This is a genomic window from Streptomyces sp. GESEQ-35 (genome assembly GCF_017948485.1).
Classification (GTDB): Bacteria; Actinomycetota; Actinomycetes; order Streptomycetales; family Streptomycetaceae; genus Streptomyces.
This window is the reverse complement of the sequence record NZ_JAFFSX010000006.1, coordinates 381,630-403,356: the sequence shown is the minus strand read 5'-3', so window position 1 is coordinate 403,356 and position 21,727 is coordinate 381,630. Positions and strand designations below refer to the sequence as shown.

Genomic DNA, 21,727 nt, shown 5'->3' with positions numbered 1-21,727 from the left:
GGAAGGGCGAAGGCCGCCACAGGGACCCCGGCGGCGGCGTTCCTCCCGCAGGCCGGGTGCGCACACATGACGGCGGCCCGCCTGCTCTCTCGCAGACGGGCCGCCGTTCCGGGTGGGCGATACTGGGTTCGAACCAGTGACCTCTTCGGTGTGAACGAAGCGCTCTCCCACTGAGCTAATCGCCCGGACGCAGGAAGAAGATTACCCCATGTCAGGGGGTGCCTGTGACCTGGGACGAGCGGTCGCCGCGCCCCCTGCGCGGATCACTGGTCCTTGATCTTCCAGGGCATCACGATGCCGAATTTCCAGAGGTAGATCCCGAGGAGAACCGCGATGATCACCAGAGCGATCGTCGTCAGGATGATGTTGCGGCGCCGCACCTTCGGGTCGAGCGCGCGCTGTGCCGCCTCGGTGACCTTGCGTTTGGTCCAGCGGAGCACCAGCTGGGCCCAGACGAACTCGGTCGCCCAGATCGCCATGCCGCCGAAGATGACCACCCAGCCCGGGCCGGGCAGCGGCAACAGGATGATCCCCGCGACCACGACCGCGAGGCCGATGGCGAAGACAGCGACCTGCCAGCTCAGGTGCAGCATCCGCCGCGCCTTGATGAAATCCGGTGCTTTCGAGCCGAGCCCTTGCTCGCTCTTCGCTCCGTCCGACTTCGTCTCGTCCGCGGCCATGGCTACCTCGCCCGGCTCGTCACGCCCCGTATTCATACGGCCAAACCCTACCGGAGAGAAACCCGTCACCGGAATGGAGGTACCACGCGAACTGGTTCTCGGCCGGAAGAGTTACGTAAAGGCACGCAAAACACTCAGAGGGGTTTACAACGGCACCGTAGGTGGCATGTCGATTTCGCCGACGTGCGAATCCCCGAGCGCACACTGAGCGAAAGGCCCTGGCGCTTATGAACACCACGGTCAGCTGCGAGCTGCACCTGCGCCTCGTTGTGTCGAGCGAGTCCTCCCTGCCTGTCCCCGCAGGCCTGCGGTATGACACGGCCGACCCCTACGCCGTGCACGCCACCTTCCACACCGGTGCCGAAGAGACCGTCGAGTGGGTGTTCGCCCGCGACCTCCTCGCGGAGGGCCTCCACCGCCCCACGGGCACCGGCGACGTCCGTGTCTGGCCGTCGCGCAGTCACGGTCAGGGGGTCGTCTGCATCGCCCTGAGCTCTCCGGAGGGCGAGGCCCTGCTCGAGGCCCCGGCACGGGCTCTGGAGTCCTTTCTGAAGCGCACGGATGCGGCTGTGCCCCCCGGCACGGAGCATCGGCACTTCGACCTCGATCAGGAGCTGTCTCACATCCTGGCGGAAAGCTAGGGCGAGGCGCTCACCAAGCCGCCCGGCGCCGTCGACTCGGGGTGACGGCTCGGGCTCAGACAACCGCATATCGCATACAGCGGCACCGCCCGGCTTGTCCGGGCGGTGCCGCTGTGTCGTGCAGGGCACCGGTGCGCCGCACTCCGCTTCGGTGCGGGTCGGTCAGCGATTACCATCGGCCAGCATCGGCGGGCGTCTGCCCGACCCCCCAGGCCAGGGAGCGAAACGTGCTGATCACCCACGACACCCGGTGTTCGCTGGACACCGTGGTCGATCTGGTGAACACCGCGGCGGATGACGATGCGACGCCGGACGGGCTGCCGGATGTTGCGGCTCTCGCGGATTTCGTACGAAAGCACGAAATCAGTGAGGTCGGGGTGCTCTCGGACTTCGATCTCTCGGCGGTACGGAAGATCCGCGGCCGGTTCGCCGGGATCTTCGCGGCAACAGACGCCCGGGCCGCCGCCGGGATGATCAATGACCTGATCGCCGCCGCGGGCACGACGCCCCGGCTCACCGACCACGACGGCTACGACTGGCACGTGCACTACTTCGCGCCCGGCGCCTCCGTCGCCGATCACTTGGCGGCGGACTGCGGGATGGCACTGGCTTTCTTCGTGGTGGCCGGGGAGCAGGAGCGGCTGCGGCGGTGCGAGGCGCCAGACTGCCGGCATGCCTTCGTCGACCTCTCGCGGAATCGCTCGCGGCGGTACTGCGACAGCCGCACCTGCGGGAACCGGCTGCATGTCGCCGCCTACCGGGCGCGGCGGAAAGAGGCGGCGGGCTGAGGCAGGGACCGGTCACGCCCCGGCCGGACATCGGTGCCGACGTGGCCCCGGCGGGTGGCGCCGGGGACCACGGGTACGGCTCACAGCAACAGCAGGTCGTGCAGCGCAGCCATGAGCAGCAGACACCCGATCACCGCAAGGAAGATCATCAGCGGTGGCTGGGACAGGGCGAAGAGGCATCCGCGCGGCTCATCCTGCGGCGGCGCGGCATCCCTCTGGGTCGTATCCAGCATCTCGCGGCGATGATGACGCAGGTGATGCCCTCGGCGCGATCAACACGCCCGGAATGTACGGTAGTTCGCCGGAATCCGTGACGGCAGGTTCAGGCCGTGATCATTTCTGGCTGCGCTCCGGTCGACTGTGTCGTTTCAGTCCGGCGTGCTGCCGTCATATTCCGTGCTTCTTCAGGATGGCCTCGATGTCGCTGAAGTCGTCCGCCTTGTCGCCGCGGGGTGCGGTCGCGGGGCGGGCCGCCGGGCGGGAGGCCGGGCCCAGCGAGGGCGCCGAGGCCGCCGGCGCGACCGCCTCGCTCTGTGCGGACCGGGCGGCCGCCTTGCGCTCCTTGCGGGTGCCGCCGCGGCGGCGCTCCACCGCGCGCGTGCCCGCGAACAGCAGCCAGGAGGCGCCGAGCACGCCGAAGCCCGCCCAGGCCACCGGGCTGAACGCGGTGTCGGCGATCCAGTCGACGACCCCGGTCATCACCAGGCCGAGGGGGACGAGGGAGTAGGCCGCTATGCGGGCGGCCGTGAGGAAACGCTTGCGGTACGCCGTGACCGCCGCGATGCCCAGGCCTGCCGCGGCGGCGGCGGAACAGACGGTCTCGGCAATCATCCGGTCCTCCAGGCAGGGCTGTGTCGGGCACTTCGTCCCTTCCATCCTGCACCGTGCGGCCCCCGGCAGGCCATGGTCCGGGCGGACATCAGGGACATCTCCGGGTCGCCTCCTCCGAAGGTGCCGGCCAGTGGCGCACGACCCGGGCGCGTCGCCCGGGGCGTTGCGCGCTGTGTGCGACCGGCGGCGCCCGGTGCCCGAGCGCCGATTGGGTCGTCCGGGCCGGGGCTGGGAGACTGTGACCATGAGCGACTCCCCCTCCCCCGCCGCCACACCCGTTCTCGACGTGTGGTGCGAGCTCCAGTGCCCGGACTGCCGTGGCGCGCTGGACGATCTCCGCGCTCTGCGGGCCCGCTACGGCGACCGGCTGGAGCTGCGGCTGCGGCACTTCCCCCTGGAGAAGCACAAGCACGCCTTCGCCGCCGCCCAGGCCGCCGAGGAGGCGTTGGAGCAGGGGCAGGGATGGCCGTACGTCGAGGCGGTCCTGGCCCGGGTCGAGGAACTGGACCATAAGGGAGAACCCTTCCTGGTCGAGGTCGCGCGTGAACTGGGTCTCGACGCCGGGGAGTTCGACACGGCCCTGATCGACGGCCGGCACATCCTGATCGTCGACGCCGACCAGGCCGAGGGCAAGGCGATCGGCGTGACCGGCACCCCGACGTATGTCATCGACGGCGAGCGGCTGGACGGCGGCAAGAGCCAGGAGGGGCTGCGCGAGCGCATCGAGGAGATCGCGGACCGGCTGCTCGCCGGGGGCGAGTGAGGCTCAGAGCAGACTCTTGTACAGGACGTACTGCGTCGCCTCGTAGCCGAGCGACTCGTAGAGCCGCTCGGCCGGAGTGTTGCCGGCGAACACGCTCAGGCTGACGACGTGTCTGTCCGCGGCGATCGTCCGGGTCTCCGCCAGGAGCATGAGCGTACGGCCGTGGCCGCGGCCGCGGTGGGCCTCGTCGGCCTCGACGTTGTAGACGTGGACCTTGTCGCCGCGCAGACCCAGCCAAAGGGTGCCCACGCGCGTGCCCTCGTGCTCGAGCACGCTGAACCACATGTTCTCGGTGCTGCGCCCCTGCGGCAGAGCCGTCACGTGGTCGCGCCGCGCCCTCTCGTAGGCAGTGGTCTCAGGCACGCCCCGCTCCATCCAGCTGCGCGCGTACGCCTCCGACTCGTGCCCCAGCCACGCCTCGAACTCGGCCTCGGTCATGGGGCGGCCCCGGCTGCCGGCCGGCAGCTCGGGCGGAAGGCCGAGCCGCTTCTCCATTCCGCGGTTGCGGTGGACGTAGCCGAGCGCCTCGACGAGCCGCAGCGCCGCTTCGGCGTCGGCAGGCACCTGTACCTCGATCTGGCGGCATCCCCAGCCGCGCGCCACCTCCTCCGCAGCGAGTGCGGCCACCGTCGCCCGGCCGCGACGCCGGTCGGGCTCTTCGATGCACAGGTCCAGGATGCGGGCCACCGTGGCGCCGAAGGAGGGAGACGTGCCGAGGTGTATTCCGCCCACGGGACGGCTGTTCACGCATACCTGGTAGCGGCGTGAACGCGTCCCGTCGGAGGCGTGCTGAAGCGGCTCGGTCGGCCGCAGGGTCGTGGTCATCAGAGGAGTTCTACCCGCCGGGCCAACCCGAGTCAGCCCGTTTTTCCGGGCCCTTACGGATCTTGGTCGTCCCCGGACCGCTCGGCGAAGATCCGCATCGCCTTGGCGGTCACCGGGCCGGGCGCGCCCGGGAGGAGCCGGTCGTCGATCCGGTGCACGGCCTGGACGTCCCGCAGTGTGGACGTCAGGAAGACCTCGTCGGCCCGCTCCAGGACGTCCAGCGGCAGGTCGGTCTCCTTCGCCCCGGTCCACTCGACCGTCAACGCGCGCGTGATGCCCGCGAGGCAGCCGGAGGCGAGCGGCGGGGTGTGGATCTCGCCGTCCAGGACGACGAAGACGTTCGACCCGGTCCCCTCGCAGAGTTGTCCGACCGTGTTGCCGAACAGCGCCTCGGAGGCGCCGTGTTGGCGGGCGCGGGCGAGGGCGACGACGTTCTCGGCGTACGAGGTCGTCTTCAGGCCCGTGAGTGCACCGCGTTCGTTGCGGGTCCACGGCACGGTGACGGTTGCCGTGGAGTCGGGGCGCCGGCTCGTCTCACCGAGGGCCACCACCAGGGTCGGGCCGTGCTCGCCGCGGTCGGAGCCGAGGGGGCCGTGACCGCCGGTGTAGGTGATGCGCAGCCGGCCGAGCGGCATCGGGTTGGCTTCGAGGACGGCGGCGCAGGCGCGTCGTACCTCGTCGTGGTCCGGGTCGGGCAGGCCCAGGCCGCGGGCGGAGCGGGTCAGCCGGTCGAGGTGGCGGGTGAGCGCGAACGGCTTCCCGTCGGCCGCCTTCACCGTCTCGAAGATTCCGTCGCCCACGGTCAGCCCGTGGTCGAAGACGGAGACGCGGGCGGCCTCGATGTCCTGTAGCCCGCTGTCGAGCCAAAGCTTCACTGGTCCTACCTCGCAAGAATGTGCCGGACGTGTCTCATCGGCCGGGATCGGCGCGTCAGAGTCCCGCTCCACTGTCCCCACCGGCCTCGTATGCTCCCGACGCTACCGCGAGCAGCCGGGACGCCTTCAGTTCGGTCTCCCGCCACTCCCCCTCCGGGTCGGAACCCCAGGTGATGCCGGCACCCGTGCCGAAGCGCAGGACACCCTCCGCACGGTCGATCCAGAAGGTGCGGATGCCGACGGCCAGCTCGCCGGTGCCGCGGTCCGCGTCGACCCAGCCGATGCCGCCGCAGTACGGCCCCCTGGGCGCCGTCTCCAGCGCCTCGATGATCCTCAGGGCACTCGTCTTGGGCGCCCCGGTGACCGAGCCGGGCGGGAAGGCGGCGGCGAGCAACTCCGGCCAGCCGGCGCCGGTGCGCAGCTCGCCGCGGACGGTGGAGACGAGGTGGACCAGTCCGGGGTGCTTCTCGACGGCGCACAGATCGGGGACGGTCACGCTGCCCGTGGCGCAGACACGCCCGAGGTCGTTGCGTACCAGGTCCACGATCATCACGTTCTCGGCGTAGTCCTTCTCCAGGAGGTCCGCCTCGGTGCGTCCGGTGCCCTTGATCGGGCCGGACTCCACGACTCGGCCGTCCCGGCGCAGGAAGAGCTCGGGCGAGGCAGTGGCCGTTTCCACGCCCTGGGCGGGCAGCCGTATCGTTCCTGCGTACGGTGCCGGGTTGCCGCGGGCCAGCAGGGCGGTCAGCGCGTCCACGTCGGCGTCGGGCGGAATCGACGCCGAGAGCACCCGGCAGAGGTTCGCCTGGTAGACCTCACCGGCCGCGATGTACTCGCGGATGCGCCGCACCGCCGCCGTGTACGCGGCGTGGTCGAGGGACGACGTCCAGTCACCGGTGCCCGGTCCGTGCCATCGCCCCGGCACCGGGGCGGGCACGGGCTCCCGTCGTACGTCCCCGAAGCGGGCACAGGTCAGCCGGCCCTCGAAGTCCGCGCAGACGGCCCAGAACCCGGTGGAGTCCAGGGCCGCGGGGTCGCTGGTGACATCGAGGAGACCGGTGGCGACGCGGTCGCCGAAACGCGCGAGAGGAGGCAGGTCGGGCACGCGGTCGAGTCTATGGCGGGTGTCCCGCGGGTGACCTGGCCATGTCCCTTCGGCTGCCCCGGCCACGTCCGCGAGCAGGTGCAGCGCAGCACGCTGCACAAACGCGTTTTTGTGCTGGCCCCGGAATCCGCTAGAGTTCACCTCGTCGCCGGGACGCGCGAGCGAACCGAAACGACAGGCGGACGTAGCTCAGTTGGTAGAGCGCAACCTTGCCAAGGTTGAGGTCGCGAGTTCGAACCTCGTCGTCCGCTCGGATGGAACAGGGGATCTTCCCGACCCCCGCACTCCTGGTGGAGTGGCCGAGAGGCGAGGCAACGGCCTGCAAAGCCGTCTACACGGGTTCAAATCCCGTCTCCACCTCCAAGGACGATTAGCTCAGCGGGAGAGCGCTTCCCTGACACGGAAGAGGTCACTGGTTCAATCCCAGTATCGTCCACTGGATCTTCGGGTCCCCCGCGCGATTAGCTCAGCGGGAGAGCGCTTCCCTGACACGGAAGAGGTCACTGGTTCAATCCCAGTATCGCGCACGCAAGATCCACAGCCCCCGGGCTGTGATCCCGAGGACGATTAGCTCAGCGGGAGAGCGCTTCCCTGACACGGAAGAGGTCACTGGTTCAATCCCAGTATCGTCCACACACCGAAAGCCCCCGGCCGTCTCGTACGGCCGGGGGTTCGTGTTTGTCGGGTCAGCTGGAGAACAGCATGTGACCGAAGCTCTTGTGACGCTTGTGGCCGTAGTGACCGCCGTGGCCGCCGTGGTGGCCGCCGCCGTGCGGGGCACCCCACGCGGGCGCCTGAGGGGCGGGGTACGCCTGCGGGGCGCCCGGGGGCGGCGGAGCGGGCTGGGACCACTGGGACTCGACGCGGGCCAGCGCCTCCAGCTCGCCGTAGTCGAGAAAGATCCCGCGGCAGCCGCTGCACTGCTCGATCTGGACGCCGTTGCGGTTGTACGTGTGCATGGGCGCATGGCACTTCGGACACTGCATGGTCGGCTCAACTCCTCGCCGGTCGGTCCTGCTTCGTGTTTCGCCAGGACAGACTCTGTCCGGCTGCCGTCGGTTGCACACTACTTCGCCGTGTCTGGGCTCAACTCCGGTGGGGCCGAACTCATTCGGTCGCAGGCGTCGACGAGGGACTGCTCTATCTCGTCGAGAGGACGATCCGCGGCTGCCGCCTTGGTGATCGCACGGGCGGCGGTCTGGACGGTCAGGGCGCGGGCGGGGACGTCCAGAGCGGGCCAGGGGTCGCCGTCGGCGGGGACGGCGGGGCCGTCGGCCTCGCGGTAGGCGGCCAGGAAGCGGATCCATTCGTCGGGTGCGAGGAAGCCGCAGGCGTACCAGGACGCGGGGCGGGCGAGGTCCCAGGCCGGGACGCCGGTGCCGAGGTCGTCGACGTCGATGAGTCGCCAGGCGCCGTCCGGGGCGGGATGGCGGACGAGTTGGCCGAGGTGGAGGTCGCCGTGGCAGAGGGTGGTGGTGTCCGGCATGGGGGCCTCGTCGCGAGCCCAGGCGGGCAGGACGGTCCACGCGCGGACGACGGCGGATACGGCCGGGTGCCGGCTGAGGGCGCGGAGGCCGGCGACGGCGCGGGCCGCTTTGGCGGGGCCGCGCATGGGGGGCAGGGCGTGGGGCGCGGGGGTGCTGTGGAGGCGGGCGAGGAGGGTGGCGGCGGCTTCCCAGGGGGCGGTGTCGCGGTCTTCCGGGTCTACGGGGGTGCCGTACGGCCAGAACGTCACCAGGCGGCCGTGCAGCTGGACCGGCGTCGGCCTGAGTGGTGGGAGGAGCACGTCGGGGAGGTGGGTGGCGAGGGCGAGGCGGGGGGTGAGGTCGGTTGGGGTGGCGTCAGGGGCGTGGGCCTTGGCGACGGTGTCCTCATGGCGGACGACGGTGGCGTCGGGGCGGTCGGCGAGGGTGACGGGGGCTCCGCAGGGGCAGGCGGGGGTGCGGGCGTGGGCGGCGGCCCTTGCCTTGGCGGTGAGCTCGGGGAGGAGGGGGTTGGCGGTCACGGGGCCCCTTGGTGTGCGGATGGGTGTGGTGGCGAGGGTACGGAGGGTTCGGCGGCGGGGTGGCGGGTGGCCCGGTGCTGTGGCTGGGGCGTGGGTGTGTCCTGGCCTGGTTCGCAGGGTGCCCGGCGCGGGGGCGGGGGCGGGGTCGCGCGGCCCGGCGCGGACGGGGTGCCGCAGGTTGGAGTCGGCCGGGGGTGGGTCGCGCGGCCCGGCGCTTGCGGGGTGCCGCCTGCGCCCACCCGTGCCGCCCCAGGCGGCACGCATGCCCGCAGCTGGGCGGACACAGCAGCCCGGAACTGGGCGGCTCGGGTGCCCGCAGCACCCCAGCGGCTCGGGCTCAAACGCCCCTCGCACCGCAACCACCAATTGAGGAACCACAACGGCGAGCAACCAGGTCCGCGAAAGCGGCGCCGGTTTAGGCGCAGAACACAGCAATGCCGGCGCAGCTCCCCAGCTGCGCCGGCATTTGTGCCGTCCGCCGCACCCCCGTCCCCACGGGGTTTCATGGATGGATGTCCCCGCCCGGACCGCTCTTCCGGGCCTGGGGTCGCCGCTCAGCGCCCCAGCATCACACCCACGGACGACGCCTGTGTGGCCACTGTCTCCCAGCCGTCGAAGACGAGCAGGAGCAGGACCGCCAGGGGAAGGGCCATTGCCGTTGCCACCAAGGGGTGGCGACGACCCTCGCGGCGGGGGTGGAACGCGGCGCTGTACGCCCTGCGTCCCTGTGTGCGGATCATCGTCCGCGGTGCCGTCTGGGCCATGGTCCCTCTCCTGACCGAACTCAGTTGTCGTTGGCAGCGGCGGGTGTCTGACCTCGGGGGACGAGTGCTGCACCCGCCGCTTGACCTCAAATCTAGGGGCGCGGCGAGCTGGGGGCGTCATGCCCTCGTACCGATTGCCGGGCCTCCCGGAGGATGAGCGATTCCCCGTGGAGTACTCCCCTGGGTGGAGACGGGGTCCTGGGTCTCGGGGTCTTCCCGGAGGGGGTGCCCGTCGTGTCACGGTTTTTCCGAGCTGTCCTCCCGGGGTATCGGCTGCTCGACCAGCGCCAGGACCCGGGTCGCCATGAAACGGGCCGTCCGCACCACGGACCCGCTTCGGGTGACTTCGCTCACTTCCACGACACCTCGGCGTACCGCCGTCTCCACCCGGCGGCCCGCTCTGCTTGCCACCACCTCGTACGTGCGCGTCGTGTCCCCGGCGTCCACGACTATCTCCACGCGATCACCCTTCACGGGTTCAATCCCCCTTCTGTGACGGGTCGTTGGGAATTCGGCGAACCCGAAGTCGGCCTGCTCGTCCGCTCCCTGACCACCCTTCAAGTCTCCCACCCGGCACTGACAATCCATCGGGCCGAGAGGGCGCGGCCTCTGCGCGCAGGCGGCCGTGGAAACGTAAGCTGTGGCTCGTCACAGGGACCGGGCAGCGGGGATGAACATGGCGATGATGCGCCTGAGGCGCGAGGACCCGCGCGTCGTCGGCTCGTTCAGGCTTCACAGACGGCTCGGCGCGGGTGGGATGGGCGTGGTCTACCTGGGCTCCGACAAGAAGGGGCAGCGGGTCGCGCTCAAGGTCATCCGGCCGGACCTGGCGGAGGATCAGGAGTTCCGGTCGCGGTTCGCGCGCGAGGTGTCGGCGGCCCGGCGGATCCGGGGCGGGTGCACCGCCCGGCTCGTCGCGGCGGACCTCGACGCCGAACGGCCGTGGTTCGCCACGCAGTACGTGCCCGGCCCGTCCCTGCACGACAAGGTCGCCGGCGAGGGGGCGCTCGGCGCCGCAGATGTCGCCGCCGTCGGGGCCGCCCTGTCGGAGGGGCTGGTCGCCGTGCACGAGGCCGGGGTGGTGCACCGGGACCTGAAGCCGTCCAACATCCTGCTGTCCCCGAAGGGGCCGCGGATCATCGACTTCGGCATCGCCTGGGCGACCGGCGCCTCCACGCTCACGCACGTCGGCACGGCCGTCGGCTCCCCCGGCTTCCTCGCCCCCGAGCAGGTGCGCGGCGCCGCGGTGACGCCCGCCACGGACGTGTTCTCCCTCGGCGCGACGCTGGCGTACGCGGCGATGGCCGACTCGCCCTTCGGACACGGCAGTTCCGAAGTGATGCTGTACCGGGTGGTGCACGAGGAGGCGCAGCTGCGCGGCGTACCCGACGCAATCGCCCCGCTCGTGCGGGCCTGTCTCGCGAAGGACCCCGAGGAGCGCCCCAGCACGCTCCAGCTGTCGCTGCGCCTGAAGGAGATCGCGGCCCGCGAGGCACAGGGTCTCGCCGAGGCACGTCCGCCCGCGCCACGCGCCGGGGAGGCGGACCGGCCCACCGGGCGGCTCGCCGACAGCTATCCCGAGCGCGGCCTCCAGCGGCGCACCCAGGGCCAGCCGGGCCTGCCGCCGGGCGGACAAGGGGGCCCTCCCCCGCCTCGGGGGGCCACCGGGTCGCGCGGCCCCGTCACGGGGCGGGACACGGCGCCGCCGTCGCGGAACGGGACGCCGTCGCGGGGCGCCGGCGGTGTTCCGCGCGCCGCCAACGGCTCGCGAAGCGGCAATACGTCGGCCGCCCGGCCGGGAACCCCACGGACCACTCCCTCATCACGGAACTCGACGCGCTCGGGCAACGGAAACGGAAGCAGACCCGCGCCGCGCAGCGGTGCCGGTCGTCCCCCCTCCCGGACCACGGGGGCCGGGCGACGGCCCGCCAATCCACGGCTGCTGCGGCAGCGGCTGTTCGTGTTCGTCGTGGTGACCCTGCTGGTGGCGCTCGGTATCGCGGCGGCCCAGGGCTGCCAGGGGCCCTCGCGTGGGCTCGGCGGCGACCGGGACGTCGTACGACAGCACGAGCGGGTGGACGTACCACCGGATGACGCGCCGTTGGACGGGCCGCCGCTGTCGGAGCGGTTCGGGTCGACGCCGGCGAACGCCGATCAGAGCCTGTCCGGCGGTCAGGTCACGGAGCCCTAGGCCGGTCCGGCGGATCAGGTCACCTGATGGAGAGTCGGCGATCGACGACAACGCGGAAGACAGGCGTGCCCGGCCGGCGTCCTAGAGCTGGGGGCGGCCCGTGGCCACCGCGTAGAAGGCGACCGCGGCCGCGGCTCCCACGTTGAGGGAGTCGACGTCGTGGGACATGGGGATGCGGACCCATTCGTCGGCGGCGACCAGGGCCTGGGTGGACAGGCCGTCGCCCTCGGCGCCGAGCATCAGGGCCACTCGGTCCATCCGGTGCGGTGCGGCCTCGTCGAGGGTCTTGGCCTTCTCGTCCGGGGTGAGGGCGAGGAGGGTGAAGCCGGCCTCGCGGACCGACTCCAGGCCCTTGGGCCAGGTGTCGAGACGGGCGTACGGCACGGAGAAGACCGCGCCCATCGAGACCTTCACGCTGCGGCGGTAGAGCGGGTCCGCGCAGTCCGGGGAGAGCAGGACGGCGTCCATGCCGAGGGCCGCGGCGGAGCGGAAGATCGCGCCGATGTTGGTGTGGTCGTTCACGGACTCCATGACCACCACCCGACGCGCGGTCTGGAGGAGTTCGGTCGCCGTGGGGAGGGGCTTGCGTTGCATGGAGGCCAGTGCGCCCCGGTGCACGTGGTAACCGGTGACCTGCTCGGCCAGTTCCGGGCTGACCGCGTAGACGGGGGCGGGGAGTTCGTCGATGACATCGCGCATGACGTCGACCCACTTGGCGGAGAGCAGCATCGAACGCATCTCGTAGCCCGCGTCCTTCGCCCGCCGGATGACCTTCTCGCCCTCGGCGATGAACAGTCCCTCGGCGGGTTCGCGCTTACGCCGCAGCTCGACGTCGGTCAGGCCCGTGTAGTCGTGCAGGCGCGGGTCGTCGGGATCCTCGACGGTGATGAGATCGGCCACAGGGTGATACTGCCTTGTCGTACGTGCGGTGCCAACGGCTCGGGACGGGTTCTGTTACCCGGGGTTACGCGGGGGTGTGCGGGCCTACGCCGACCACCGCGCCGATGACGATGACCGCCGGGGGCTTCACCTCGTGGGCGAGCACCGCTTCGCCGGCCGTCGCGAGGGTCGCGTCGACCCGGCGCTGGCCTGCCGTCGTGCCCTCCTGGATCAGGGCGACGGGCGTGTCCGGGGACTTGCCGTGGGCGATGAGCGTCTCGGCGACCTTCCCGATCGTGCCGACCCCCATGAGGATCACCAGCGTGCCGGTCAGCCGGGCGACGGACGGCCAGTCGACCAGGGAGCGCTCGTCGTCGGGGGCGATGTGACCGCTGACCACCGTGAACTCGTGGGCGACGCCGCGGTGGGTGACCGGGATGCCGGCGGCACCCGGGACCGAGATCGAGCTGGAGATGCCGGGCACGACCGTGCACGGGATGCCGGCCTCGGCCAGCGCCTGCACCTCCTCCATGCCACGTCCGTAGACGAAGGGGTCGCCGCCCTTGAGCCGTACGACCGACTTGCCCTGCTTGGCGTGCTCGATCAGCGCGTTGTTGATGGCCTCCTGGGCCATGAAACGGCCGTACGGCAGCTTCGCCGCGTCGATCACCTCGACGCTCGACGGCAGCTCCGCGAGCAGGTCGCGCGGGCCCAGGTGGTCGGTGATGACCACGTCGGCCTCGGCGAGCAGGCGGCGGCCGCGGACGGTGATCAGGTCCGGGTCGCCGGGGCCGCCGCCGACCAGGGCGACGCCGGGGGTGCGGGTGCGGTGGTGCGGGGCGACGAGCGTGCCGTCGCGCAGGCCCTCGACGACCGCGTCGCGGATGGCGGCGGTGTGGCGGGGGTCGCGGCCGCGCGCGTCCGTCGTGAGGACGGCGACCGTGACGCCCTCGCTGTGGCCGGTCGCCGGGGTCCAGGCGGTGGCCGCGTCGGCGTCGTCGGAGCGGACGCACCAGACGCGGTGGCGCTCCGCTTCGGCGGAGGCGTTTTCGTTGGCCTCGTGGTCGCTGGTGGCGATGAGGGCGTACCAGGCGTTCGCGAGGTCGCCGTCTTCGTACGGGCGCCGCTGCCAGGTGATCTCGTCTGCGTCCGCCATGGCTTCCACCGACGGAGTCGCCTCGGGTGATACGAGCACGATGTCGGCGCCCGCTGCGATGAGTGCCGGGAGGCGGCGCTGGGCGACCTGGCCGCCGCCGAGGACGACGACCCGGCGGCCGGTGAGGCGGAGGCCTACGGGGTAGGCGGGGTGTTCGGCCATGAGGGTGCGGCTCCTCGAACAGGCGGCGGTTCAGCGGGCGTGCTACGGCGTTGAAGCGGCCCTGACGTGCGGATTTTAAGGCGCGGGTCCGGTGGGTGGCTTGGGTGGGTGGGGTTTCCTTCCCCAAGCCCGCCCCTTCCCGAAACCGGGGGCTCTGCCCCCGGACCCCCGAATGTGCGGGTCGGTGGGCGGCTGTGCCCACCCGTTCCGCCCCAGCGGAACGACTGCCCACAGCCGCCTCGCCTACTTCTCGGTTACCCCCGCCGAGTCGAACGTCGCCACCTCGTGCATCGCCCGTGCCGTGCTCTGCACCAGCGGGAGCGCGAGGAGGGCGCCCGTGCCCTCGCCGAGGCGGAGGTCGAGGTCGACCAGGGGGCGGAGGCCCAGCTTGTTCAGGGCGGCGACGTGGCCGGGCTCGGCGCTGCGGTGGCCCGCGATACAGGCGGCCAGGACCTCGGGAGCGATCGCGCGGGCCACAAGGGCCGCGGCACCCGCGCTGACGCCGTCGAGGATCACCGGCGTACGCAGGGACGCGCCGCCCAACAGCAGACCCACCATCGCCGCGTGTTCGAAGCCGCCGACCGCGGCGAGTACGCCGATGGGGTCGGCCGGGTCCGGCTGGTGGAGTTCGATGGCGCGGCGGACGACCTCGGTCTTGCGGGCGAGGGTCTCGTCGTTGATGCCGGTGCCGCGGCCCGTCACCTCGCCCGGGTCCGTGTCCGTGAAAACCGAGATCAGTGCCGCGGACGCCGTCGTGTTCGCGATGCCCATCTCGCCGGTGAGCAGCGCCTTGTTGCCGGCCGCCACCAGGTCGCGGGCCGTCTCGATGCCGACCTCGATGGCCTGCTTGGCCTCCTCGCGGGTCATCGCGGGGCCGGTGGTCATGTCGGACGTGCCCGCCCGGACCTTGCGGGGAAGCAGACCCGGGGTGGCGGGGAGTTCGGTCGCGACGCCCACGTCGACGACGCAGACCTCGGCGCCCACCTGGCCGGCGAAGGCGTTGCAGACCGCGCCGCCGCCGAGGAAGTTGGCCACCATCTGGGCGGTGACCTCCTGCGGCCAGGGGGTGACGCCCTGGGCGTGCACTCCGTGGTCGCCGGCGAAGATCGCGACCGCCGCGGGCTCCGGGATCGGCGGCGGGCACTGCCGGGACAGACCGGAGAGCTGCGCGGAGATGATCTCCAGCATGCCGAGCGCGCCCGGGGGTTTCGTCATCCGCTTCTGCCGCTCCCAGGCCTCGCCGAGCGCCTTGGCGTCGAGCGGGCGGATCTGGGCGACGGTCTCGGCGAGAAGGTCGTGCGGGTCCTCGCCGGGCAGTGCGCGACGGCCGTACGTCTCCTCGTGCACGACCCAGGACAGCGGACGGCGCTTGGACCAGCCCGACTGCATCAGCTCGGGCTCCTCCGGGAACTCGTCGACGTAGCCCACACAGAGGTACGCGACGACTTCGAGGTGCTCGGGCAGGCCGAGGGCGCGGACCATTTCGCGCTCGTCGAAGAAGCTGACCCAGCCGACGCCGAGGCCCTCGGCGCGGGCGGCGAGCCAGAGGTTCTCGACCGCGAGCGCGGAGGAGTACGGCGCCATCTGGGGCTGGGTGTGACGGCCCAGGGTGTGCCGGCCGCCGCGGGTCGGGTCCGCGGTGACGACGATGTTCACCGGAGTGTCGAGGATGGCCTCGATCTTCAGTTCCTTGAACTGCTTGGCCCGGCCCTTGGGCAGCGACTTGGCGTAGGCGTCGCGCTGGCGCATGGCCAGCTCGTGCATCGTGCGCCGGGTCTCCGCCGAGCGGATGACCACGAAGTCCCAGGGCTGCGAGTGGCCCACGGAGGGGGCGGTGTGCGCCGCCTCCAGGACGCGCAGCAGGACCTCGTGCGGGATGGGGTCGCTGCGGAAGCCGTTGCGGATGTCGCGACGCTCACGCATGACCTTGAGGACGGCCTCGCGCTCGGCGTCGTCGTAGGCGGGCGCGGCCGGGCCGGTGGACTCTCGTGTTTCTGCCACTGCGGCCGTGCTTTCTTCAAGGTCGGCGGCCTGGGTGTCCAGGTCCTCCGCATGCTGTACGAGTTGGAGTTCGGGCTCCGCCGCCATGGGCTCGGCGTCTCCCTCGCGCGGGGCGGGGACGACCACCACGGGTTCCTGTTCCTGCGGGTCCTGGTGCTCCTCCGACGGGAACCGGAGCGCGTGCGGGGGCGTCGGCGCGAGGTGCGGGGTCGTCGGCACCGAGCCCTCCACCGGGACGAACTCGCCCAGGTACTCCTCCTCGGACAGCGGCTCCAAGGGGACATCGGCGGGCGTCTCGAACGGGGCCTGCTCGTCGACGGGTTCGGCCGGCGCGACATCCTCGACCGCGGGCGGCAGAAGCACCTCCGCGTCATCGATCGGCGTGGCTACGACCATGCCCTGCGCGTCGGACGTCTCGGCGTCCGGCATCTCCGGCTGTACGACGGAGAGGGGCGCATGCGGGGTCGCGTGCTGCGGGCCCTGCGTGTGGTGTGCCTCGGCGACGGACTGCTCGTGCGGATCCTGCGCGAAGGGCTCGACGTCGGCGGGCAGCAGGGGCTGTGCGGCTTCCGGTGCCGCGGGGAAGGGCACAGCGGATTCGGGGGGCAGCGGCGCCGGTGCGGACTGGGCCGGCTCGGCAGCCGGATCTGGAGCGTGCGGGGCCTCGGGTGACACCTGATCTGGAGCGTGGGCGGTCTCGGGTACGACGTCTTCCGCGATGGGCGTGACCTCGGGTACGGCCGATTCCACGGCGGGTACCAGCTCGGTGTCATCCAGTGCGGGAACCGCCACCAGGCCCTGACCGGCGTCCTGGGCGGGGTCGACCTCCACAGGGTGCCCGGCCTCGGGAAGCCCGGCGTCCGGGGCGGCCTCGGTCATCAGAACCTGAGCGGCATCCGGAGCAGCGTCCACGCCGGACAAGGACTCCGCTTCCGGAACCGACGGAGCCTCGGCCACCGGCCCTGCCTCCGGAATCACCGGGCCCTCGGGCAGCTGTCCGGCATCCAGAACCGCGGCAACCTCGGGCTCCTGCCCGGCCTCCGGAACCGGAAGGCCTTCGGCCACGTAGGAGCCCGACTCAGCCCCGGCCTGCGGTCCGCCGGCGCTGGGCTCGGGAGCCGGAGCCCCGGGCACATCACCCATCGAACCGGCAGCGCCTTCGGGGACCTGCACGGCCTCCCCGCCGTACGGTGCCTCGCCGCCCTCCGGGGCCGACGTCATGTGCGCACCTTCCGCACCATCCACGTCGTACGCGCCGTACGCACCAGGCTCGGTCGTCGGGACAACCGTTTCCGCAGGGGATGCCTCCGTGTGCACCGGGGCCTGTACGGTGCCCGGCGCCGGGGCGCCCCAGGGTGACGCGCCCGGCGGGGAAGTCTCGCGGAGCTGCGGGACGTCGAGGTACTCGGGGCCGGTCGTGGACAGGCCGGGCTGGCGGGCGGGCCTGCCCGCCGGGCCGCGGTCGGCGAGGGAGCGGACCGGGCTGGCGGACTGGTCGGGGGTCGGCGGGCCCATGTGCAGCGGGCGACGGTGTGTCGAGGGCGCCGCGGCCGCCGGGGTGGCCACCGAGACCGGGGGCGGCGTCAGATGAGGCAGGCGGATGCCGCTGAGGTCGACGTTGCCGCTGTCGCGGCCGGCCGTCTCGTGCGGGCCCGGCTCGTGGACGGTCTCGACGACCGGCTCCGGCAGGGGCGGCGGCACCTCGTTGCCCCACGCGCCCTGGGCGCCCGGCAGCAGCAACAGGTCTTCGTCCTCGGCGGTGGCTTCGGAGAGGTAGGTGTACGCACCGTGCGCGGGGGCGCTCGGCTGCTCCACCATGCCTGCGTTCTCCGGCAGCCCCTCGCCCGGGACCTGGCCGGTGTCGGTCATGCGTACCCCTCGCCCATCGGTTTAGTGCTTCCACGACCTGCTCACCGGGGACGGCGCACCGACCGCCCCCGTAGTGAAGAACGAGCGTGCATGCCCAGCGGCACGAACGACCCGTCGACAAATGACGACAAAGCCATTAACTGGCATTATCGCGGCCGTTCCCCCGTCACGTCAGCGTGATCCGCGACGAGGCCGCTGTGGACTGCGCCACGTTGCGCGTCCTCCGGTTCTGCCGTACCACAGCTACCCCAAAAGGGGTGTGCTTTCCGGACATTGACCGACGAAGCGCCGGGTGACCGAGTGCGGTACAACGATCGGCCAGCCTACCGCGCGCGGTACGACAACAGGATCACGGGGACGAGATCGGGATCAGCCCGTGCGCTCCGGCAGAACGCCGCTGAGCAGGAACGCGACACTCCGTTCCCGCTCCGTCCAGACCCGCGTGTCGAGTTCGACGGACTGAAGCAGGGCGCACTCGACCTGGTAGCCGTGTTCCGTCAGGCCGCGGCCGACGAGTTCGGCGGCGTCGCGGGTCGCCGCGTGGGCGACTATGCGCTGCGGGCGGCGGTCGGCCACCGCGGAGACCACGGCCGCTCCCCCGCCGCCGACCCGGACGACGTCCGGCTCGGGGAGGTTCTCCAGGACGTGCGGGGCGCTGCCGTGCACGATCTGGAGCTGGACGCCGTGATGCCGGGCGGCGGACTCGGTGCGGGCGCAGGCCTCGAGCGCGCTGTCCACGGCGATGACGGCGGCACCGGCCCGGGCGGACTCGACGGAGAAGGCGCCACTGCCGCAGCCGATGTCCCACACGAGGTCGCCGACGCGCGGGCCGAGACGGGCGAGTTGGGCCGCGCGGAGCGGTTCCAGCTCACCTTCGCCCATCAGACCGCCGTACGCCTCGGCGGGCTGCGTCCAGCCACGCGGGCCGGCCGCCGGGTCGCGGCCGGCGATCCAGCCCCCGCCCTCGGAGCGTGCGGGACCGACGGAACCGCCGAGGACGATGACGACGTTCGGGTCGCGCCAGGTGTGGTCGGCGGCCTTGTCGGAGGTGAGGATCGTGACCTGTTCGCGGTCGGTGCCCAGTTCCTCGCAGATCACGAAGGTGCGGTGGACACCCTCGAGGAGCAGGCCGAGTTCGGCGGGTCCGGCGCCGGGTGAGGTGAGTACGGCGACCTTGGTGTGGGCCCGGCACACATTCACCGCCCGTCGCAGGGTGCGGCGGTGTGCGACGACCACGTGGGCGTCGTCCCAGGGCATACCGGCACGGGCGAAGGCGGCGGCCACGGAGGAGACGGCGGGGACGACTTCGACCTCCAGGCCGAACTCGGGCGCGCGCAGGGTCCGTACGACACCGAAGAAGCCCGGGTCGCCGTCGGCGAGCACGACCGCGCTGCCGCGGTGCCCGGCGATACGGCGGGCGGCGAGAGCGACGCTGCCGAGGCGGATCCGCTCGGCGGTGTGCGGCACCTCGGGAAGCGCCAGATGGTGGGCGGCTCCGGCCACCAGCGTGGCGGCGCCCAGGGCCGAGCGTGCCGCGGCGGTCAGGGGCGAACCGTCCCAGCCGATCACCGTGACCCGGTCGGCCATCGTCGTCAGTCTCCAGAGGGTTTGCGCAGGTCGTCAGGGGGTGGGCCCGTACCCGGGCTCCGTGAGAGTACCTGGTGGCGTCGGGAGACCCGCGAGGGTGGTGGCCGCCAGTGGCTCAGTTCCAGTCGGCGAACGAGGTGAACCCACCGTCGCCGACGCCGGCGAGGTCCTCCGGCAGGAGGCTCCACACGATCACATCGGTGCGTACGTCGGCCCAGTCGCCGTTGTCGGTTCTGCTGCGGGCTATCCAGGCGTTGCGCAGGACGCCTTCGCTGATGCACCCGATCTTCTGGGCGACCTGCTGGGAGGCGGTGTTGTCGGCGGCGGTGCGCAGTTCCAGACGCTCGAACTTCTGGTCGTTGAACAGCCACTGGGCGGTGGCGAGGGCCGCTTCGGAAGCGTAGCCCTCACCGCGGGCCCAGGGGGCGATGACGTACGCGATCTCACTGGCACGCACTCGCCAGTCGGTGTTCTGGAGGTGCACGGTGCCGACGAGACGCTGGGTGAGGAACTCGGTGACCGCGAAGACGATGCCGCGGCCGTCGGCGCGCTCGGCGGGGGCCTGCTCGGTGGCCCAGGCGTGTGCGTGGGCCCGGGTGTAGGGGTACGGGACCGAGGTCCAGGCGGTGACCATCTCGTCGTTCATCATCTCGGCCAGCGCGGGCACGTCGTCTTCGTCGAGGGGGCGCAGCACCAACCGCTCCGTGCTGATGGAGATGTTGGGGAAGGTGCTAGTCATGCGCCACTCCGTAACCTTCGGAAAACCTACAGGGCCTGCTGAACTGCCCAGCATGCAGCATGAAAGCACCGAGGCGCACCACGGGGTCGACTCCGGTTCGAGGAGCCGACCCCGTGCGTGGCGATACGCCGTAAACGTCAGCCGGAGGACACCGGCAGGACCGAGCCCTGGTACTTGTCCTCGATGAACTTCTTCACATCGGACGAGACGAGGAGCTTGGCGAGCTTCTCGACCCGCGGGTCGTCCTCATTGCCGCGCTTCACCGCCAGGAGGTTGGCGTAGGGGTTGCCCTTCGCCGACTCCAGGAGGATCGCGTCCTCGGTGGGGCTGAGGCCCGCGTCCTGGGCGTAGTTGTTGTTGATGACCGCGGCGCCCACGTCGTCGAGCGAGCGCGGCAGCTGGGCGGGCTCCAGCTCCTTGAACTCCAGGTGCTTGGGGTTCTCGGCGATGTCCGCGGGGGACGCGTCCGTGCCCGCGCCGTCCTTGAGCGTGATGACGCCCTTGGAGGCGAGGAGCTTCAGGGCGCGGCCCTCGTTGGTGGTGTCGTTCGGCAGGGCGACGGTGGCTCCGTCGGCGAGCTCGGTGACGTCCGTGACCTTCTTCGAGTAGACGCCCATGGGCGGCAGATAGGCATCCACGACCGGGACCAGATCGGTGCCCTTGGACTCGTTGAAGTCGTCCAGGTAGGGCTCGTTCTGGTAGAGGTTCGCGTCGAGCGAGCCTTCCTGGAGCGCGGTGTTCGGCAGGACGTAGTCGGTGAACTCCTTGATCTCCAGGTCGAGGCCGGCCTTCTCGGCGAGGTTGTCCTTGATGTACGTCAGGACCTCGCCGGCCGGGACGGCGGTGGCGCCGACGACGAGGGTGTCGTCGTCACCGGAGGAGCCGGAGCCGCAGGCAGTGAGCGGCAGGCCGAGGGCCAGTGTGGCCGTCGCGGCAATGATGGACTTGCGCATCAGCGGCGTTCCTTAGAAGGAGGGGATCACGGACCCGGCGTACTTGTCCTCGATGAACTTCTTGACCTCGTCGGAGGTGAGGAGCTTGGCGAGCTTCTGCACGCGCGGGTCGTCCTCGTTGCCCTCCTTCACGGCCAGGAAGTTGCCGTACGGGTTGTCCGTCGCGGACTCCAGGACGAGGGCGTCCTTGGCGGGCTTCAGATCCGCGGAGATGGCGTAGTTGCCGTTGATGACCGCCGCGTCCACGTCGTCCAGGGAGCGGGCGGTCTGGGCCGCCTCGACCTCCTTGAACTCGAGGTTCTTGGGGTTCTTGGTGATGTCCTGGGGGGTCGCTTCGCTGCCGACGCCGTCCTTGAGCGTGATGACACCCTTGGAGGCCAGCAGCTTCAGGGCGCGTGCCTCGTTGACGGAGTCGTTCGGGATGGCAACGGTCGCACCACTCTTCAGGGCGTCGGCGCTCTTCACCTTGTGGGAGTAGAGGCCGAGCGGCTCCAGATGCACTGTGACGACGGGCACGATGTGGGTACCGCGCTTGTTGTTGAAGTCGTCCAGGTACGGCTGGTTCTGGAAGTAGTTGGCATCCACCGAGCCGTCCTCGGTCGCCGTGTTCGGCACGATGTAGTCCTGGAACTCCTTGACCTCCAGGTCGAGGCCCGCCTTCTTCGCCAGGTTGTCCTTGACGTAGTTGAGGATCTCGGCGTGCGGGGTGGGGCTCGCTGCGACGACCAGCGGTCCGCTGGTGTCGGAGGCGGCGGAGGAGGAGTCCTCGGAGCCGCAGGCGGAGAGTCCGAGGGTGAGGGCTCCGGCGGCGAGGACAGCGGTGGTGATCTTGGCAGTGTTACGCACGAAAAGTGCCTTTCCTTACGGGTGCAGCGACCCCGCTATGGGTGGGCGGGGAGATTCGGGGAGGGTT

At 71.4% G+C, this 21,727-nt stretch carries 21 protein-coding genes and 6 tRNA genes; 9 read left to right on the top strand and 18 right to left on the bottom strand.

Annotated features, from left to right (window positions below):
* Nucleotides 1–113 precede the first annotated feature (113 nt).
* Together KCH87_RS15530 and KCH87_RS15525 are read right to left on the bottom strand one after the other, a co-directional pair.
* Nucleotides 114–185: transfer RNA gene (locus tag KCH87_RS15530), tRNA-Val, on the bottom strand.
* Nucleotides 186–263: 78 nt separating this feature from the next.
* Entirely contained in the window at nt 264–716 is a 453-nt protein-coding gene (locus KCH87_RS15525; RefSeq protein WP_210586651.1) for a TIGR02611 family protein, read from the bottom strand.
* A 191-nt stretch (nt 717–907) separates the two neighbouring features.
* Here KCH87_RS15525 and KCH87_RS15520 point away from each other — a divergent pair, with 191 nt between their 5' ends.
* Nucleotides 908–1,321 carry an SsgA family sporulation/cell division regulator gene (locus tag KCH87_RS15520; protein ID WP_004002642.1) on the top strand — a complete coding sequence of 138 codons (414 nt, stop codon included), beginning with the start codon at nt 908–910 and terminating at the stop codon, nt 1,319–1,321.
* Nucleotides 1,322–1,548: 227 nt separating this feature from the next.
* On the top strand, nt 1,549–2,109 hold the full coding sequence (locus KCH87_RS15515; RefSeq protein ID WP_210586650.1) for a CGNR zinc finger domain-containing protein: 561 nt from the start codon (nt 1,549–1,551) through the stop codon (nt 2,107–2,109).
* 80 nt (nt 2,110–2,189) lie between these two features.
* Here the strand turns inward: KCH87_RS15515 and KCH87_RS15510 are convergent, their stop codons facing one another.
* Together KCH87_RS15510 and KCH87_RS15505 are read right to left on the bottom strand one after the other, a co-directional pair.
* Entirely contained in the window at nt 2,190–2,342 is a 153-nt protein-coding gene (locus KCH87_RS15510) for a hypothetical protein (protein WP_210586649.1), read from the bottom strand.
* A gap of 154 nt (nt 2,343–2,496) precedes the next feature.
* On the bottom strand, nt 2,497–2,940 hold the full coding sequence (locus KCH87_RS15505) for a hypothetical protein (protein WP_210586648.1): 444 nt from the start codon (nt 2,938–2,940) through the stop codon (nt 2,497–2,499).
* A 244-nt stretch (nt 2,941–3,184) separates the two neighbouring features.
* On the opposite strand from KCH87_RS15505, the gene KCH87_RS15500 reads away from it, so the two are divergent.
* Nucleotides 3,185–3,703, top strand: a complete 519-nt coding sequence (locus tag KCH87_RS15500) for a DsbA family protein (RefSeq protein ID WP_210586647.1) — start codon at nt 3,185–3,187, stop codon at nt 3,701–3,703.
* A gap of 3 nt (nt 3,704–3,706) precedes the next feature.
* On the opposite strand, the gene KCH87_RS15495 is transcribed toward KCH87_RS15500, so the two are convergent.
* From KCH87_RS15495 to KCH87_RS15485, 3 genes are read right to left on the bottom strand one after another with little or no spacing between them, the layout of a single operon-like run.
* Entirely contained in the window at nt 3,707–4,528 is an 822-nt protein-coding gene (locus KCH87_RS15495; RefSeq protein WP_210586646.1) for an N-acetyltransferase, read from the bottom strand.
* A gap of 53 nt (nt 4,529–4,581) precedes the next feature.
* Entirely contained in the window at nt 4,582–5,403 is an 822-nt protein-coding gene (locus KCH87_RS15490; RefSeq protein ID WP_210586645.1) for an aminotransferase class IV, read from the bottom strand.
* 55 nt (nt 5,404–5,458) lie between these two features.
* Nucleotides 5,459–6,508, bottom strand: coding sequence for a chorismate-binding protein (locus KCH87_RS15485; protein WP_210586644.1), 1,050 nt, complete (start codon nt 6,506–6,508; stop codon nt 5,459–5,461).
* Between the two features lie 178 nt (nt 6,509–6,686).
* On the opposite strand from KCH87_RS15485, the gene KCH87_RS15480 reads away from it, so the two are divergent.
* The 5 genes from KCH87_RS15480 to KCH87_RS15460 all read left to right on the top strand — a co-directional run bounded on the left by KCH87_RS15480 (nt 6,687) and on the right by KCH87_RS15460 (nt 7,141).
* Nucleotides 6,687–6,759, top strand: a tRNA-Gly gene (locus tag KCH87_RS15480).
* 38 nt (nt 6,760–6,797) lie between these two features.
* Nucleotides 6,798–6,871, top strand: a tRNA-Cys gene (locus tag KCH87_RS15475).
* Nucleotide 6,872: 1 nt separating this feature from the next.
* Nucleotides 6,873–6,944: transfer RNA gene (locus KCH87_RS15470), tRNA-Val, on the top strand.
* A gap of 19 nt (nt 6,945–6,963) precedes the next feature.
* Nucleotides 6,964–7,035 (top strand) — tRNA-Val (locus tag KCH87_RS15465).
* A 34-nt stretch (nt 7,036–7,069) separates the two neighbouring features.
* Nucleotides 7,070–7,141, top strand: a tRNA-Val gene (locus KCH87_RS15460).
* Nucleotides 7,142–7,194: 53 nt separating this feature from the next.
* Here KCH87_RS15460 and KCH87_RS15455 read toward each other — a convergent pair.
* The 4 genes from KCH87_RS15455 to KCH87_RS15440 form a co-directional block, all read right to left on the bottom strand.
* The gene (locus KCH87_RS15455; protein ID WP_210586643.1) at nt 7,195–7,494 is read right to left on the bottom strand and encodes a zf-TFIIB domain-containing protein; all 300 of its coding nucleotides are present in this window, start codon (nt 7,492–7,494) and stop codon (nt 7,195–7,197) included.
* Nucleotides 7,495–7,574: 80 nt separating this feature from the next.
* Nucleotides 7,575–8,513 carry an aminoglycoside phosphotransferase family protein gene (locus tag KCH87_RS15450; RefSeq protein WP_308298836.1) on the bottom strand — a complete coding sequence of 313 codons (939 nt, stop codon included), beginning with the start codon at nt 8,511–8,513 and terminating at the stop codon, nt 7,575–7,577.
* 554 nt (nt 8,514–9,067) lie between these two features.
* Nucleotides 9,068–9,277, bottom strand: a complete 210-nt coding sequence (locus KCH87_RS15445) for a hypothetical protein (protein WP_210586641.1) — start codon at nt 9,275–9,277, stop codon at nt 9,068–9,070.
* Between the two features lie 237 nt (nt 9,278–9,514).
* Nucleotides 9,515–9,751: a hypothetical protein gene (locus KCH87_RS15440; RefSeq protein WP_210586640.1), complete on the bottom strand. Its 237-nt coding sequence runs from the start codon at nt 9,749–9,751 to the stop codon at nt 9,515–9,517.
* A gap of 196 nt (nt 9,752–9,947) precedes the next feature.
* Between KCH87_RS15440 and KCH87_RS15435 the strand changes: the two genes are divergently transcribed.
* A complete protein-coding gene (locus KCH87_RS15435) occupies nt 9,948–11,468 on the top strand; it encodes a serine/threonine-protein kinase (protein ID WP_210586672.1) in 1,521 nt (506 codons plus the stop codon).
* An 81-nt stretch (nt 11,469–11,549) separates the two neighbouring features.
* Here the strand turns inward: KCH87_RS15435 and KCH87_RS15430 are convergent, their stop codons facing one another.
* From KCH87_RS15430 to KCH87_RS15400, 7 genes are all read right to left on the bottom strand, one after another.
* On the bottom strand, nt 11,550–12,368 hold the full coding sequence (locus KCH87_RS15430; protein WP_210586639.1) for an RNA methyltransferase: 819 nt from the start codon (nt 12,366–12,368) through the stop codon (nt 11,550–11,552).
* 64 nt (nt 12,369–12,432) lie between these two features.
* Entirely contained in the window at nt 12,433–13,665 is a 1,233-nt protein-coding gene (cobA, locus tag KCH87_RS15425; RefSeq protein WP_210586638.1) for a uroporphyrinogen-III C-methyltransferase, read from the bottom strand.
* A 243-nt stretch (nt 13,666–13,908) separates the two neighbouring features.
* Nucleotides 13,909–17,535 carry a nicotinate-nucleotide--dimethylbenzimidazole phosphoribosyltransferase gene (cobT, locus tag KCH87_RS15420; RefSeq protein WP_210586637.1) on the bottom strand — a complete coding sequence of 1,209 codons (3,627 nt, stop codon included), beginning with the start codon at nt 17,533–17,535 and terminating at the stop codon, nt 13,909–13,911.
* A 369-nt stretch (nt 17,536–17,904) separates the two neighbouring features.
* Nucleotides 17,905–19,122: a precorrin-6y C5,15-methyltransferase (decarboxylating) subunit CbiE gene (cbiE, locus tag KCH87_RS15415; RefSeq protein ID WP_210586636.1), complete on the bottom strand. Its 1,218-nt coding sequence runs from the start codon at nt 19,120–19,122 to the stop codon at nt 17,905–17,907.
* A 115-nt stretch (nt 19,123–19,237) separates the two neighbouring features.
* Nucleotides 19,238–19,861: a GNAT family N-acetyltransferase gene (locus tag KCH87_RS15410; protein ID WP_210586635.1), complete on the bottom strand. Its 624-nt coding sequence runs from the start codon at nt 19,859–19,861 to the stop codon at nt 19,238–19,240.
* 137 nt (nt 19,862–19,998) lie between these two features.
* On the bottom strand, nt 19,999–20,814 hold the full coding sequence (locus tag KCH87_RS15405) for a MetQ/NlpA family ABC transporter substrate-binding protein (protein WP_210586634.1): 816 nt from the start codon (nt 20,812–20,814) through the stop codon (nt 19,999–20,001).
* Nucleotides 20,815–20,826: 12 nt separating this feature from the next.
* Nucleotides 20,827–21,660 carry a MetQ/NlpA family ABC transporter substrate-binding protein gene (locus KCH87_RS15400; protein ID WP_210586633.1) on the bottom strand — a complete coding sequence of 278 codons (834 nt, stop codon included), beginning with the start codon at nt 21,658–21,660 and terminating at the stop codon, nt 20,827–20,829.
* Between the last annotated feature and the right edge of the window lie 67 nt (nt 21,661–21,727).